The organism is Microcoleus sp. PH2017_34_RAT_O_A, assembly GCF_020737885.1.
Lineage (GTDB): Bacteria > Cyanobacteriota > Cyanobacteriia > Cyanobacteriales > Microcoleaceae > Microcoleus.
The window spans coordinates 56,797-72,900 of the sequence record NZ_JAEQDD010000015.1 but is presented as its reverse complement, the minus strand read 5'-3'; the positions used below and the strand labels follow the sequence as shown (position 1 = coordinate 72,900).

Annotated in this window: 10 protein-coding genes and 1 pseudogene; 9 read left to right on the top strand and 2 right to left on the bottom strand. The window is 47.9% G+C overall.

The window, feature by feature from the left end:
* Nucleotides 1-23: 23 nt before the first annotated feature.
* From JGK11_RS07505 to JGK11_RS07495, 3 genes and pseudogenes are all read left to right on the top strand, one after another.
* Nucleotides 24-1,207: pseudogene (locus tag JGK11_RS07505) on the top strand (RNA-guided endonuclease TnpB family protein).
* Nucleotides 1,208-1,246: 39 nt separating this feature from the next.
* Nucleotides 1,247-1,381, top strand: coding sequence for a hypothetical protein (locus JGK11_RS07500; protein ID WP_293197830.1), 135 nt, complete (start codon nucleotides 1,247-1,249; stop codon nucleotides 1,379-1,381).
* A 269-nt stretch (nucleotides 1,382-1,650) separates the two neighbouring features.
* Complete coding sequence (locus JGK11_RS07495; protein ID WP_293211140.1) at nucleotides 1,651-3,336, top strand: DUF1565 domain-containing protein; 1,686 nt, start codon at nucleotides 1,651-1,653, stop codon at nucleotides 3,334-3,336.
* Nucleotides 3,337-4,099: 763 nt separating this feature from the next.
* Here the strand turns inward: JGK11_RS07495 and JGK11_RS07490 are convergent.
* A complete protein-coding gene (locus JGK11_RS07490) occupies nucleotides 4,100-4,948 on the bottom strand; it encodes a peptidoglycan-binding protein (RefSeq protein ID WP_293175736.1) in 849 nt (282 codons plus the stop codon).
* 126 nt (nucleotides 4,949-5,074) lie between these two features.
* Between JGK11_RS07490 and JGK11_RS07485 the strand changes: the two genes are divergently transcribed.
* Both JGK11_RS07485 and JGK11_RS07480 read left to right on the top strand, forming a co-directional pair.
* Nucleotides 5,075-6,994, top strand: coding sequence for an SdrD B-like domain-containing protein (locus JGK11_RS07485; protein ID WP_293211137.1), 1,920 nt, complete (start codon nucleotides 5,075-5,077; stop codon nucleotides 6,992-6,994).
* Between the two features lie 1,054 nt (nucleotides 6,995-8,048).
* Complete coding sequence (locus JGK11_RS07480) at nucleotides 8,049-10,526, top strand: SdrD B-like domain-containing protein (RefSeq protein ID WP_293211134.1); 2,478 nt, start codon at nucleotides 8,049-8,051, stop codon at nucleotides 10,524-10,526.
* Between the two features lie 582 nt (nucleotides 10,527-11,108).
* Here JGK11_RS07480 and JGK11_RS07475 read toward each other — a convergent pair.
* Nucleotides 11,109-12,137: a hemerythrin domain-containing protein gene (locus JGK11_RS07475; RefSeq protein ID WP_293175742.1), complete on the bottom strand. Its 1,029-nt coding sequence runs from the start codon at nucleotides 12,135-12,137 to the stop codon at nucleotides 11,109-11,111.
* 319 nt (nucleotides 12,138-12,456) lie between these two features.
* Here JGK11_RS07475 and JGK11_RS07470 point away from each other — a divergent pair, with 319 nt between their 5' ends.
* From JGK11_RS07470 to JGK11_RS07455, 4 genes are all read left to right on the top strand, one after another.
* Nucleotides 12,457-13,722, top strand: coding sequence for a pitrilysin family protein (locus tag JGK11_RS07470; protein ID WP_293197836.1), 1,266 nt, complete (start codon nucleotides 12,457-12,459; stop codon nucleotides 13,720-13,722).
* 243 nt (nucleotides 13,723-13,965) lie between these two features.
* The gene (locus JGK11_RS07465) at nucleotides 13,966-14,097 is read left to right on the top strand and encodes a hypothetical protein (RefSeq protein ID WP_293175745.1); all 132 of its coding nucleotides are present in this window, start codon (nucleotides 13,966-13,968) and stop codon (nucleotides 14,095-14,097) included.
* A gap of 7 nt (nucleotides 14,098-14,104) precedes the next feature.
* A complete protein-coding gene (locus tag JGK11_RS07460; protein WP_293197869.1) occupies nucleotides 14,105-15,373 on the top strand; it encodes a pitrilysin family protein in 1,269 nt (422 codons plus the stop codon).
* Nucleotides 15,374-15,469: 96 nt separating this feature from the next.
* On the top strand, nucleotides 15,470-16,096 hold the full coding sequence (locus JGK11_RS07455) for a Uma2 family endonuclease (RefSeq protein ID WP_293175747.1): 627 nt from the start codon (nucleotides 15,470-15,472) through the stop codon (nucleotides 16,094-16,096).
* Nucleotides 16,097-16,104: the final 8 nt, after the last annotated feature.

The following is a 16,104-nucleotide window of genomic DNA, read 5'->3' as shown; positions in this document are numbered from 1 at the left end:
AATCGAAATGCTAGACTGTAAATATGACACTAAAAGCCTTCAGCTATCGATTCTACCCAACGCCGGAACAAGAAAGTTTGTTGCGACGGACAATGGGTTGCGCTCGTTTAGTATATAACCGTGCCTTGGCTGTAAGAACCGAGGCATGGTACAAAGACCAAAAACGAGTAGGGTATGCTGAGACTTCTAGTATGCTAACAGAATGGAAGAAAACTGAAGAACTAGATTTTCTCAACGAAGTTAGTTGCGTACCGTTACAGCAGTGTTTGCGTCACTTACAAACTGCTTACACTAACTTTTTTGATGGGCGGGCAAAGTATCCTAACTTAAAAAAAAACGAAACGGTGGTAGTGCAGAGTTCACCAAGTCGGCATTTAAGTTCAAGAATGGACAAGTCTATTTAGCAAAATGCGCGCAAGCATTGCCTATTCGCTGGAGCCGAACATTGCCGACGAGTGCGACACCATCAACTATCACCGTAAAGCTTTCCCCGTCTGGCAGGTGGTCGGTTTCTCTATTGGTGGATGTTGAGATTGAGGCGTTACCTCCTTCAGGCAATCAAGTTGGTATTGACTTGGGCATTACAAGTTTACTTGCTCTTAGTACGGGCGAAAAGATTGCCAATCCCAAAGGATTCAAGGTAAAATATCGCAAGTTGAGAAGAGCGCATAAAGCTTTAAACCGAAAGCTCAAAGGGTCAAACAACCGAGACAAAGCACGGATTAAAGTAGCGAGAGTGCATCAAGAAATCGCCGATGCAAGAAAAGATAACCTTCACAAGTTAACAACGCGGTTGGTGCGCGAGAACCAAACCATCGCCGTCGAGAATTTAGCTGTGAAGAATATGGTCAAGAACCGGAAACTAGCCCTAGCTATAAGCGATGCAAGTTGGGGTGAATTGGTCAGGCAACTTGAATACAAGTGCGATTGGTACGGTCGTACTTTAATCAAGATTGACAGATGGTTTCCGAGTTCAAAACGGTGTGGCAATTGCGGTCACATCGTTGAAAATCTGCCGTTGAATATCAGGGAGTGGGATTGCCCTCAGTGTAAAACGCACCACGATCGAGATATCAATGCGGCAAAAAACATTTTGGCGGCAGGACTTGCCGTATCAGTCTGTGGAGCGACCGTCAGACCCGAACAGAGTAAATCTGTTAAGGCTGGTGCGAAACCCCTCAAAGGGAAGAAGCAGAAACCTAAGTAGTGATGCTTAGGAATCCTCGCCGTTAAGAAGGCGGGGAGGATGTCAATCAGAACCACCTTGATTAAACTAAGTGCTAGCGGTCAAACTGCTACATTCTCCCATGCCCTCAAGATTGTGGTGAAGGCGATCGACCTAATTCTGCCATCAACCGATCTAAATTTGACAAATTTTTAAGTTTTATGGCATTTCAAGAAAACAAAGCATAATAGAGCAAACTTGATCAGAGTGGAATCGTGAAGCTGCATACCACACTTCGGAGGAAAGCCGTTAGGTTAGCAGGACAAAACAAAAGATTAACAGCAGAAAACCCCAGCAGGTGGGTGACATTAAACTGCGATCGCGCAAACCCGACACGAAACACGGGATGCGAAATTTGGCTCAAAGATAAATTGTGTTTTTTTATGATCCTAAATTCCAAACAGAGCAAGTGCAAAAAAAGTCGATTGCCAAGCAAGAGTTTAAGTTCTTGCCTGCTCCTCGTCTTTGCCAGCACGGCTTTTTGCCACCCTCAATCCTCGGCGATCGCTGTCGAGACTGGCTCCGTGCAGCTACTTTCCCAAGCGCCAGACAGCGACATTAACATACTCTACGTGAGTTCCAGCGGTGGCAGCGACACAGCAGGTAATGGCAGCGATGGAGCGCCGTTCAAAACCCTCACCTACGCCCTCAGCGTCGCCCCGCCGAAAACCGCGATTTTACTAGCGCCCGGTACTTACAGCGCTCAAAGCGGCGAAAAATTTCCATTAATGCTCAGGCCCAGCGTGACTGTTCAAGGAAATCCCAACACTCGCGGCCAAAATATTGTCATCAAAGGCGGAGGAGAGTTTATCAGTCCGACTTCGGCTGGTCAAAATATCGCGATTTTAGGCGCAGACGGGGCAGGACTCAGCGGGGTGACGGTAACAAATACCAACTATCGCGGTTACGCTTTGTGGATCGAATCGAGTTCTCCGACGGTTGTTAACAATACTTTTTCAGGTAGCACTCACGACGGCATTTCGGTAGTTGGTACTGGAAGGCCGACGATTGGCGGGAATTTTTTCTCGAAAAATGGAGCTAACGGGATTACGATTTTTGGGGAGTCTCGCCCGGAAGTTCGAGATAATGTGTTTGAAGACACCGGATTTGGGGTGAATGTCGCCCAGAACGCTTCGCCTTTGTTAATCGGCAACAAAATTACTCGGAATAAAGACGGCGTGGTGGTGCAAGCTGATGCCAGACCGATACTTCGCAACAATTATATCGAAAGCAATCGCCGAGATGGAATTGTGGCGATATCCAGAGCTCTGCCAGATTTGGGAACTTCGGCGGAACCGGGGGGGAATGTGATTCGCAATAACGGCCAGTACGATATAAACAATGCGGCGAAAGGTCAAGTAATCCCCGCTTACGGCAATCAATTGTTGAGCAATCGGACAACGGGATCGGTTGATGTGGCGGGAACTTTTAGCCCGCCTCCACCCATTGCGGGAACTGCTTTGCAGCTAAGGGTCGATCGACCTTCGAGTATCGGCGGCCCAGAAACTTCTCTCCCTGCTTACACTCCCGGGCGGCTAACTCCCAGAGTTGAAAGAGCGCCAATTGCGCCACCAGCGCCAGTTTCCAGGCGACCGGCACCGGCCAGCACTCAGTTGCGGCCTCTGCTTCCTCCGAGAAACGCCGATTCTGCTGCTGAAGGAACAGGGGCGATCGCAATTCCTGTACCCGATCCAGATGCTAGATCGGTTCGAGAAAGTTCGGTACAGCAACCAATGATTCCGCCTAATTTTGATAGTTCGAGTGCGGTTACTTCCGAGGGTAAATTGCCGGTTCCGGGCCGCAACATTCCTCTAGGAAGGGGTGGCTACGTACCCGCTGGTTTAGGGGGGAATTCTCTGCCCGATTCCGAAAATTCGCCGTCAGTCGATCGAGCTTCTGCTTTAGGTTTCCGGTATCGAGTTGTGGTGGATGCCGAGAGTTCGGGCGATCGACAAAAAATGCTATCTTTGGTTCCCGATGCTTTTCGGACTTTTACCAACGGGCGATCGGTGATTCAAGCTGGTGTTTTTCAAGAACGCGAAAAAGCTGAAGAATTGCTACAAATTCTCACCGCTAATGGCTTGAATGCTCGGATCGAAGATATCAAATGACAGTTGACAGTTGACAGTTGTCAGTTGTCAGTTGATATCTTCCAAAAATAACTAGGACGGGCAAGATGCCCGTTCCAAAAAAAATGTTTTTTCTTGTGAAACGGGCATCTTGCCCGTTCCAAAATTTTATTAAAAGAACTTTTGCAAGAGGTCTATTAGTTTGTCAACTGTCCACTACCAACTGTCAACTGTCAACTGTCAACTGTCAACTGTCAACTATTTTAGGGCCTAGCATATCGGATGCCAGACCCTAAAACATTTGTGAGTTAAATTGATTCAAGTGGGTTTTTAGCTCTGCTGAAATTCAGCAAACAACTACTACTAAGGTGGACTTTTTGGCAACTGCTCTGCGATCGAGCTAGCTATTAGCGGAGCCTATTCAGACTTCTGTGTTTGATTGTGCGATCGCAATTTTAACTTGATAACTGTCGATTTCTCAAATCGCCTCAAGCTATTTCACAAATTCCGAGCGCAATATCAACCTTTCTTTTATCTGCTAATAAACTACACGATTCAGGCGTTGCCTGCGAACTAGAGCCGAGCGGGACAAACACTCTAATTCAAATTTTTTTATCCAAGTTTTTTGTGCTGCTTGGTTTCTGCCCCTCATGTATTTAAACTAACACCAATTCTGCACTAACTCTACTTTGTTTACGAAACTTGACACTTTTTGACGCACCGAAATACTTCAGAAATCGATTATTAACAATTTGTACGATCGCGCGTTAGCACAATGTGCATATCCGGCAATATTTGTTGACTTTCACCGCAGCAGGGCTTCCCAAGTAGCGCGGCCGACAATGCCGTCTGCTGGTAGCTGATATCGTCGTTGAGCAGCCTTGACAGCAGCTTCAGTTTCCCGCCCGAACACGCCGTCAGCACTCGCGCGCAAAAATCCCTTGGCCCTCAGTCGCTCTTGCAACTCTCTGACTGCCGGCCCCCGCATTCGTCTTCTCAAAACAGGAAAATTGGTGGGCTGCGGTTGAGGGCTAATCTCCGAGTTTTCGGGGGTTGCAGGAGCGTTGGCGATCGGCTTTTCAACACTAGCCTCTGGAGTCGCTGGAAACAGCCGGTTCCAAGTATTTTGACCGACTATGCCGTCTGGGGCGATGCCTGCTGCTTCCTGAAACTGAGACACAGCTCTAGCGGTGCTTTGCGAGAAAATCCCGTCTACCTCGCCGTTATAAAATCCCAATAATTTAAGAGCAGCTTGGAGTTCGGTAACATCTGAGCCGCGACTGCCGATTTTGAGCGCGGGGCGGACGATCGCACCTGTTTGGGCGATCGGGCTGTTATTATTGCCTGGTTCAGATGTTGGTAGCTGTGCATTAGCAGGAGTAGAGGCGATCGCGCCCAGTGCCAATAAACCGCACAAACTCCAGCCGAGGAGTAAACTCGGAACTTCGCGGGCTTTATTCCAGCTTGCTGTCAGGTTTTGGGACATGGGAAATTCGACCGATACAAAACTTGGTAGCGATCGTACATCAAATCTGGCAAAAATTGGGCGGAGCGAAGCGGAGGGATGGGGCATGGGGCATGGGGCATCGGGCATGGGGCATGGGGCATCGGGCATCGGGCATCGGGCATCGGGCCCTCTGGGCCCAGAGGGCATTTTTGATTCCCAGTCCTTCCCTTTGATAAAAAAATTAATCCCCTAAAATAGCTGCAATTGGCAAAAAAACTGCTAGATTGCCGTAGAGCAAAGATTAAACCGCGTTCATTGGGCCCCACCAACACCATGACCGAATCCAGCAACCCCACCAGAACCGCTAGCCAAATAGACATCGGCAATGTCAACATCGGCAACTTCCAAGTCGGCAGCATCAGCGGCAACAAATACAACGACTTCAACGCCAACGGGCGGCCCGACGGCAGTGATGTGCCAATTCCCAACTGGCAAATCTACCTCGACCTCAACAACAACAACCGGATCGACGGCGGTGAACCTTCGACCCTCACCAACGCCCAAGGCAACTACATCTTTGCCAACCTGCCACCGGGAACTTATCAAGTTAGGGAAGTCCAGCAGCCGAACTTTCGCCAAACTACCCCGAATCCCGCACCCATAACAATAACCAGCGGGACAAATGCTAGCAATATTAATTTTGGCAATAATTTCAACGCTGGGACGATCGCAGGTACAAAATTCAACGACATCAACAGCAATGCTCGCCTCGATCCGGGGGAACCGCCCCTAGCTAACTGGCAGATTTACCTCGACCTCAACCGCAACAATCGGCTAGACGGTGGCGAACCTTCTACTATTACAAACCTTCAAGGGAATTACGCTTTTGTCAATATTCCTGCAAATACATATTTGGTGAGAGAAGTCCAGCAACCGGGTTTTCGCCAAACTACCCCCGACCCGGGCCCGGTTAACGTTACTTCCAATGTGACCACCACAGATATTAACTTTGGCAATGTGTTTTTTGTCGGCAGCATCAGCGGTCTCAAATACAATGACCTCAATGCCAACAGTGTCCGAGACGCGACAGATCCGCCTCTGGTTAACTGGCAAATTTACCTCGACCTCAACGCCAACAACAGGTTAGATCCGGGGGAACCCAATACCATCACAAACCCCCAAGGCAACTACACTTTTGCCAATGTTTCCCCGGGCCGGTATTTGGTGAGGGAAGTTCAGCAACCGGGATGGATACAGACTACGCCAAATCCAGGGTCGATCGACATTACGGGCAATACCAACGCTGTCGGGGTCAATTTCGGCAACAATTTCCCCACCGGCAGCATCAGCGGCTTTAAGTTCAACGACCTCAACGCTAACGGTGTCAACGAACCGACTGAACCGAGAGTTGCCAACTGGCCGATTTACCTCGACACCAACAACAACAATGTCCGAGATCCCAACGAACCTTCGACTTTAACAAACCCCCAAGGTAATTTCTCTTTTATCAACTTGCCCCAAGGCATTTATTCGGTGAGGGAAGTCCCGCAGCCCGGTTTCCGACAAACTACGCCAAATCCGACTCCGATCGCCGTGGGTAACGGCACAAATGCCACCAATCTCAGCTTTGGCAACGTGTTGGTGACTGGTACGATTAGCGGTGTGAAATTTAACGATTTTAACGCCAACGGTCGCCTAGACCCCGGGGAACCGCCGATCGCCAATACCCAAATTTACATTGACCTCAATAACAACAGCCGTTTAGATCCGGGCGAAGCCAGTAACTTTAGCGACAGTCAGGGCAATTACAGTTTCCGCAATGTTCCGGTAGGTAGTTACATCATTAGGGAAGTTCCGCCGCCCGGTTTCATTCAAACAACTCCGCCTGCGCTGGTAGTTGTCTCGGCAGATGTTCGGGCTAGCAGCATCGATTTGCTGACTGGAGATCCTGAAAGTCGTAGCGTAGCGGGGCGTAAGCCATCGGCTAAATCCTTGAAAGGCGACCCGCTGACGGATGCTAGCTATGGGGGCGAACCTGTAGGCAATATGGGGGCGGATACCTCGCTGGCGATCGCGGGTCGCGATAGTTATCAAATTAGCGATCTTTTGCTCGATCGACCTGCCGCGAATGTAGGCAATCTTCCTAACTTTGGGCAACAAAATGTCATTTGGGAGCCTAGTCCACAAATCGCCGGATTTGTCAAGACCAATGAATTAATTAATTGGGATCTGGAAACTCGTTCGGGTAGGTGATTTAGTTTTGAATAAAGCTCGATCGCCCGGAATGCCAAACTGCAAATAAAAATCAGGAACAGATTAAAGGGCGATCGCGTGATACCCTATTCTTGGCAGCGTCCAAGACTCAAGCGTAAGTTCCGGGAACCCCGAAGCTGGCTTGTTGTATATTGGGTGAAATATTTCAGAGGCTGTTGATACAAAGTAAATGATTTTCTAGAAACTTCTTGAATAATTAGGTAAAAGCTGGTAGTGTAGATTGAGAAAAAAAATGCTTTAGCGACTAAAACAGCTAAGAGCATGGTCACTTTGAGTCATTATCGTTTCCAGGAAATGTTGAAGCATCAAGCTGTTAAATATGGCAGTTTTGTAGTAGGCATAACGGAAGAATACATATCAAAAACCCGTTCAAAGTGTGGACATAAATTCAAATGGCGCTTTCAATATCTTGTTGAAAGCTTTGAGAGATACCTCCTTGACAGGAGAGCTTGCAGCTTTTTCTGTCTTGCCATACACGGTAGTATCAGGCTTAGTCCTGGATTTGCCGGGTTAAATGTATCTGTAGCATTGAGCGTAAGTCAGAAACTATCAGACAGTTCCCCTAACCCCGATCGGCATATTTTCAGGGAAAGCAAATCATATCCAGTCCGGTAGCTCGATCGGTCTAAAGCTTGTTGTGAAGAGCTTGTTGTGAAGAGGCAATCCCAGAGCCTGCGATCGTCTGTTTACAGCAAACCATGACAAACCTGAACGATGCCGCCCGACTTGCGATCGGCTGGAGCACTCAATCAAGGCCTTTTTAGAGCTCAAACCAGCAAGTATGTACGGAGAGAGAAGGCGTGCAAATCTTAAAGATGTTGCCCTCAAATTGCCAGGGCTCTTCAAAACCTGATATACTGGCCAGCGACAAAGCTTGAGGCATTGTTGTGTGAGATGGGGAACATTACCTCAAGCACAGACGTATGTAAAATCGAGTGGCAATTGTCAGCGACTAGCAAAAACTACTCAGCTATTGACAAACCCATACAGTAGTCTGTAATTTACGTGGATTTAGGTGTGAAGGAGAGAAATCATGGCAAATTTAACTAGCGAAGAGCGGATTGCCCAGCAATTACAGGTTGGGAATACAGGCCCGGCAATTTTAGGTATCAAGTTCAATGACTTGAACGCGGATGGGATCAGACAGGCAAATGAACCAGGTCTGGCAAACATTCCCATTCTCCTCGAACCTGCGATCGGCAGCAACGGCCGATTAGATACAGGCGATATCTCCGTCCTTACAGACGCTAACGGAGGGTTCTCGTTCATAAATCTGGTTCCCGGCAACTACGTAGTCACAGAAACAACAGTACCGGCTGGTTTCCGTACCACGACTCCGAATCCCCTCGCTGTCACTGTTGGAAACACAAACACCAACGTTTTCTTTGGCAACACCCAGCTTGTGGGCAGCCGGATTGTTGGATGCAAATACTTAGACATAGATGCCGACGGCTTTCGAGACGGGAATGAACCGGGGATTAAAAATGTCAGGATATATCTTGATGGCAGCAACGGCAGCGTCCCCAACGGCCGATTAGATGCAGGGGAACTTAACACATTATCAGACAAAAATGGTTCGTGGTCGTTTAATGTAACACCTGGAACATACAGAGTTCGGGAAGAACGAGTCAACGGTATCAACGGAGAACCCCTAGAAAGAGATTTCCCCCAAAGCACCCCACCCAACAACATCCCTGTACTGGACGTAACCGTAGGCCCCGGTCAAACCTTTGCCTGCGCTCAAGTTGGCGACACTCCGCTGTATCAAATTGAAATTAACAAATTTCGGGACATAGACCGCAGTGGCACGCGAAATTTGGTCAATGGAGTTTTTGAACCCCCCATTGCTAACGTACCCTTCATTTTAGATTTGAACGGGAACGGTCGCTGGGATCAAGCCTCAGAACCCATCGCTATCACCGATGTAAACGGAGTTGCTACCTTCAGGGATTTGAGAGCTGCCAATTACTCTGTCTTGGAAATTTTTCCAGCGACACTGCCCGGTGGCGGTGCCCCAGGCAACCTCAATGCTCCAGTGGCAACTACTCCTAACCCCGCTCTGGTTTCGGCACCAGGCCCGCAAGCACGGTTCCAGGGTACGATCAGCAGAGAGCAACCGATCTTGGTAACAGATTCAACCTATACACTGAAACCAAACGACCCTAAATTCGTAGATACCAACCGCGACGGCGTTCAACAGGCTGGGGAAAGATCGATCGCGGCAACTGGCGAACGGCCGATTTTTGCCAACACACCTTTTCCTTTCCCAGCGACTAACCCCTCACCAGCAGTTACCTTTACTCCTGTGGGAGCTAATACTGGGAATGGAAGTAATTCTGGTGTGGGAAACACTCTACCTAACATCACTGTATTCAAATACAATGACCTGAACGGAAACGGTCGCTTCGAGCCTATTCAGGGTGAAGCACCAATTAGCGGTGTCACTGTCTTCCTAGACACCAACAATAATGGCACTCCTGAGGCCGGAGAACAACAAATACAGACGAATGCTCAAGGAAGAGGAGCATTTACCAACTTGCAACTGGGCAATTACACGGTGCGGGAAGTCGTACCGGCTGGTTTCTCGGCTTCGACAACTGCTGGTGTTCCGGTAACTCTAGGCACTCAGGACGCTAACGTTACTTTTGCCAATACACCGAATAGCAACATCACTGGTTGCAAATTCGAGGACTTTAACTTGAATGGCTATCGAGACGGAAACGAACCGGCGATTAGCGGCGTTACTGTTTTTCTCGATACCAATAACAACGGCGCCCTGGATGCAGGGGAAGCAACTACCACTAGCGATCAGTTTGGTACTTTTGCTTTCAGAAATTTGCGTCCCGGTACTTACAACCTGCGAGAAGTACCTCCTCCTGGTTTCTTCCAGACGACTCAACCGCTCAATATCGTTTTGGGCCCCAATCAAACCTTTACTTGCGCTTTGATTGGTAACTCTCGCCGCTATGATTTGTTAGTTCCCAAATTCCGAGACGACAACCGCAACGGCGTACAAGACGGAACCGAACCTCGTCTGGCTAATGTTCCATTTACTTTGGATTTGAACCGGAACAATCGTTACGATGCCGCCACTGAGCCTTTGGTGAGAACGAACGCACAAGGGATTGCTCTATTCCCGAATTTGTTCCCGGCTACTTACTCGGTTTTGGAAGTTTTCGACGATCCGAACGTGCCCAACCCGTTCCCGATCCGGACAGGGCCTAATCCTGTTACCTTTAACGTGCCGGGCCCAAATACTACGCCTTCGGCGCCAGTACCGACTCCAGCAAGAACTGCTTCTAGCCTCGATCCTCTGACTGAAGGTGGACTTGATGCTACGGTTAAGGCCAGCAGCATTGATACCAGCTTGATCGCCAATGAAAATGCAGGTATCAGCTTTGTTGATGACATGAGCTTGAGCCGCACAGCGAGTGCACTAACTGTAGTGTTGCCTGAAGATAAGAAGGATTTACTGTTAGGTGCTCCTGCTACTTCTCCGACTGGTTTCTAATCTGAAGTTGGGTTTCTAGTTTGAAACTCAACTATTAGTAATTAGCTAGTTTAAACTGCACGTCAAACATTGTTTTGGGGTGCAGTTTACTTTTGTGCCGATCGCACAAACTGTCTTTAGTATAGCAATCCTAAATGATTAATACAGATATGTAGGGGCGGTGCCAAGAGTGCCCGCCCTCTGAGATTGGGCAACCACGGGGAGTAGGGGTCGGATTGCCCCTACAAGAATTACACAAATGATTTAGGATTGCTATAGTAGACTGCGATCGGCAAAAAGAACGATTCCCCGCCGCCACAAAACCTTTATTTATATCACAGGTAAAATTTTGCATCCCAACGGCGGATCTGTAGTTAATGGTTAGGAAGGACTAAATTCCTTACTACAAACCTTGTTTTTAAGAAGGACTAAATTCCTTACTACAAACCTTGTTTTTAAGTTTGTACTGAGGACTTTAGTCCTCATATTTCTTTTTTCCTGCTTTTTAAAATAGTAATCCCGCCATCTTGGTGGCGGGATTGATAGGTTGCAGTTGAGCTGTTTTCTAGCTTTAGCTAGAATTGAAATTAGCTCGCTGCTCAATTAGCTAATGCCAGCCATTTCTTGCTGAATTGTACTCTTGGCTTCTTTGAATTGAGTAGCCATTTGTTCCATTTGTGCTTCGCTCAGGTTGCGGCGAATTTGAGGGAACATATCGTTTTCTTCTTCCTTAACGTGATCCTGAACCGCTTTTTTTAGCTGTTGGATTTGAGCTTTGAAATCAGAAGAACTGGGGTTGAGAGCCTTGATTTGGGCGAGCATTTGCTTCATTGCTGCTTGCTCGTCGTACAGTTCTTGGGTATCGCTGTAGTAGCTGCGAACTGCGGGATAGACAATTTGTTCTTCGGCTTCTGCATGAACGCTTAAGTCTTTGTAAAGTTGACCGAAGAATTCTTGCAGTTTTTGAGGATTGTCGGTTTTTTCGATTTCCATGAATATGGTATCGACTTTGCGGTGATCCATGGAGATGATTTCGGTGATGTTCATCTCCTCTTTGGTGCGGGTAACTGCACCGCCGATGATGCCGGTCATCGCAGCCATTGCGTCTTGGACGCGGGCCCAAACGCCTTGATCGGGGTCTTTTCCGGTGAGTTCGCGCACTCCTAAAATTTCGAGAACTCCTTTGAGTTGTTCTTGGTGGGCGCGGTTTTCAAAGTTAACTGTGTTGAGGGGAGTAATGGCGGCTTCGATGTCGGCGCCAACTACTTGAGCGGCTTTGTGAATTAACAAGCCGGCCATTGTTTGTTTGTGTTTGAGCAGTTCGTGCTGACCGACTTTTTCAAACATTGTGAGTTCAGAACCTTCCATGAGTTTCTGAATTTCTTCGATCATTTTTGTGGTGGTTTCTTTGGGTTCGGATTGAATCCCGTATTGGACGATCGTGGTTTCCAATACGCCCATGTTTTTGCGATCGTCCTCCAGCATATCCCGGAAGCGATCGCACAGTTCGGAGTCGTTGCAGGAATTGATGAACAATTGCTCGTTGGCGATCAGCAGGTTTTGCAGTGCTTTCATGTCTGCTAATTTCATCGCGATCGCTTGGCGCTTGGTATCTTCAAGGGTAGCTACCATCTGTCGTTTCTCCTCTCGATGTCTTTAGTGTTCTTACATCTTTTAATTTATGGAAATATTCTGATTACTCCCTCTTTCTCCCGACTGATTCATTAATATCCCGCGCAACCTATTGACTTTTAAACCAAGAAATGGTAAGTAATTAAGGCTAAGGTCGTTTTAAAAAAAGCAAAAATTACTTCCTGAATGACCACAACCCACAGACAACAGCCCACTGACAACTGACAACTGACTTTTGTATCAATTAATCCCGATCGCACATCAGTAAAGCGCTACTATAGTTGAAGCCGAAGTTAACTGAAGTTTAAGAATAACTAGCTTGTCTCAACTGCTCACTGCTTTAGAGTTCCCAGCCAAGGTCTGGAAGCTGCACAATGGGTTAACGGTCATTCACCAGCGGATTTCGGCCACACCGGTGGTTGCGCTAGACGTGTGGGTGAGGGCTGGCGCTACGAAGGAGCCGGATTCTTGGTCGGGAATGGCTCATTTTCTAGAACACATGATATTTAAAGGGACGGATGCGATCGCCCCTGGAGAATTTGACCAAGTAATCGAAAATCGCGGCGGTGTCGCCAACGCAGCTACAAGTCACGACTACGCCCATTTTTATGTCAACGCTGGGGCAGATTATTTAGCAGAAACGGCGCAGCCACTGGCAGAATTGCTGTTGCGTGCTGGGATTCCCGATGCGGAATTCGATCGCGAACGAGATGTGGTGCTCGAAGAAATCCGACAATCTCAAGACGATCCCGATTGGCTGGGTTTCCAAGCAATGATGGAAACAGTCTACCAGCGACATCCCTACAGGCGATCGGTACTCGGTACGGAAGAGTTGCTGATGTCGCGAACTCCCCACGAAATGCGCTGTTTTCATCGATCGCACTATCAGCCGGAAAATATGACTGTGGTGATAGTCGGGGGAATTGAGGAAGAAGAAGCCAGAGATATCACAGGGAAAGCATTCGATCGGTTTTCTGACAGGTGGGATTGTCCTAAATTTGTCGCCGAAGCCGAACCGCCGTTAGTAGAAATTCGCCGTCAGGAACTCTGTCTTCCTCGATTGGAACAAGCGCGACTGATGATGGCGTGGACTGGGCCGGGAGTCGATCACTTGCAAAGTGCTTGCGGCTTGGATTTGATCTCTGTGTTGCTCGCAGATGGGCGGAGTTCGCGTTTAGTCCGGGAACTGCGGGAAGAATTACAATTGGTACACGCGATCGAAAGCTCTTTCTCGCTACAACGGGAATCGAGTTTGTTTACGATTAGTGCTGTCTTGGAAGCCGAGGATCTAGAAGAGGTGGAATCTCGAATTTGCGATCGGCTTTGGGAATTGCAATCTGAGCTGGTTTCGGAGGCAGAACTGATGCGCTGCAAGCGTTTGCTGTGCAACGACTTTGCTTTCTCCCTCGAAACGCCGGGACAGTTAGCTGGTCTTTACGGATATTACAGTACGATCGCCACTGCCGAATTAGCGCTCAGCTATCCTACCAGGATTCAGTCATTTAAGCCATCAGACCTCCAGCGCCTAGCTCAACAATATCTCTCACCCCAACGCTACGCGGCTGTGGCGATCAAACCAGTCTGATGGTAAAGGGACAGAATATGAATATCTTTGATACCGGATAAATCTTGGTTTGTCCGGTGTTTTCTCTGTTTGGCCCGCACCCTACGGATAGATTTTGTTACATTTAGTATGATCGTGCATCAAGCTCTGCTCGGTCTGACAGCATACAAAATGCAAATGGAAAATAGCAAAATGGCGATCGATTCAGTTGACAGTTGACAGTTGACAGTTGACAGCACTTGACGAAGGAAGAAGATTGGAGTAATGAATAGTCTGATTTTAATTTCTCCCAATCAAGGTTCCGGCTTTCAACCAATTATTTCTGGTAATTACCAATTACCCATTACCAATTACCCATTACCGATTCCCCATTACCGATTCCCAATTACTAACTAAATTAATGATGAAAAATGAAATTCAGCGCACGGTTTTAGACAACGGTATGGTTGTCTTAGCATCAGAAAATCCAGCAGCAGATATTATTGCAGCTAGGATATTCCTGCGCGCCGGTAGCCGCTGCGTACAGCCGGAACAAGCAGGATTGTGTCACTTGCTGTCGGCGGTAATGACTAAGGGAACCGATCGCCTGTCTTCGCTAGAAATTGCCGAACGTGTAGAATCGGTAGGAGCGAGATTGAGTACCGACTCGACTACAGACTATTTTTTAGTGAGTTTGAAGACGGTTGTTGCCGATTTTCAGGACATTTTGGAGTTGGCTGCGGAATTGATGCGATCGCCCACTTTCCCGGAAGCTGAAGTCGAACTCGAACGCCGCATTGCGATATCGGCAATTCGATCGCAACAAGAACAACCATTTGCGATCGCCTTCGAGCAATTGCGACACGCCATGTATCAGGAACATCCCTATGCTTTCTCCACCTTGGGCACGGAAGCTACGATGTCAAAGCTCACCAGAAACGAGCTCGAACAGTTCCACAAAACCTATTTCCGTCCCGATAATGTGGTTATTTCGATAGCCGGCAGAATATCTACCGAAGATGCGATCGCCCTGATCGATCGTACATTTGGTGACTGGAAAGCGCCTTTAACACCCCTCCCAACTTTAACCGTTCCCCCCCTCAAAGCCTCCCCGCAATCCGTGGCTAAGGCGCAAGATACCCAGCAATCAGTGATTATGCTGGGCTACCTCGCGCCCTCGGTCAAAAATCCCGACTATGCAGCGATTAAGTTACTGAATACCTATTTGGGTAACGGTTTGTCGAGTCGGTTGTTTGTGGAATTGCGGGAAAAGCGGGGCTTAGCTTACGATGTTTCGGCACTCTACGCGACGCGCCTGGACACGGCTCAGTTTGTAGCGTACATGGGTACAGCACCCGAAAATACGGTGACTGCTTTTGAAGGATTGCGTACAGAAGTCGATCGACTCGCCAACACCCAACTAAGCGAAGAAGAATTGCAAGCTTGCAAGAATAAAATGCTCGGTCAATATGCTTTAGGAAAACAAACCAATTCGCAAATTGCCCAAGTTTTAGGTTGGTACGAAATCCTGGAATTGGGAATTAAATTTGACGAGCAGTTTCAAGCAGAAATTGCGGCAGTTACTGCTGCTGAAGCTAGGGAAGCTGCTCACAAATACTTCGTCGAACCGTATATTTCTTTGGTGGGCCCGGAGGCGGCGATTACAGAGTTGGGCGTGGCTGCTGTTTGTTAAGGAGGAAATGGGCGATCGAACTTGTGAAAAGTTCGATCGATCTAACCAGTTTGTCCATCTGATAGACTAAAGGAATTGATTGGGCTAAGTTGAGCTATGACCATTGCGATCGACCAACCAATACAACAGAAACCACTCAGCTTTGACGAGTTTATCGCCCGTTATGGTGGCGATAATCGCTATGAGCTGATCGATGGAGAGGTATTCGACTTGGAACCCACAGGCCCCCATGAGGAGGTTGCAGCCTTCATTACCACAAAAATATGTGTCCAGATCGACGGAACAGGCTTACCTTGGTTTGTCCTTCAGCGGGGACTATTGCGCCCTTCAAATATTGGTATGACAGCATTTCGACCTGATGTTGCAGTTGTCGATCGAAATGAACTTACTAAAGAACTGCTTTGGTCTGGTGAGTCGATTCTAACACTGGGCAGTTCGATTAAATTTGTGGCGGAAGTTGTTAGTAGTAACTGGCAAAATGACTATTCTCGTAAAGTCGAAGACTACGCAGTTTTAGGTATTCCTGAATATTGGATTGCGGACTACGCAGGATTAGGTGGTACTCAACACATTGGAAAGCCTAAAAAACCCACCCTTTCTATCTGCACTTTAGTGAATGGGGAATATCAAATTCAACAGATTCGGGGCAATCAGACCATCGTCTCTCTAACTTTCCCAGACTTAAAACTGACTGCTGAACAGGTTTTGATGGCTGGCAGGTAAAATCATTA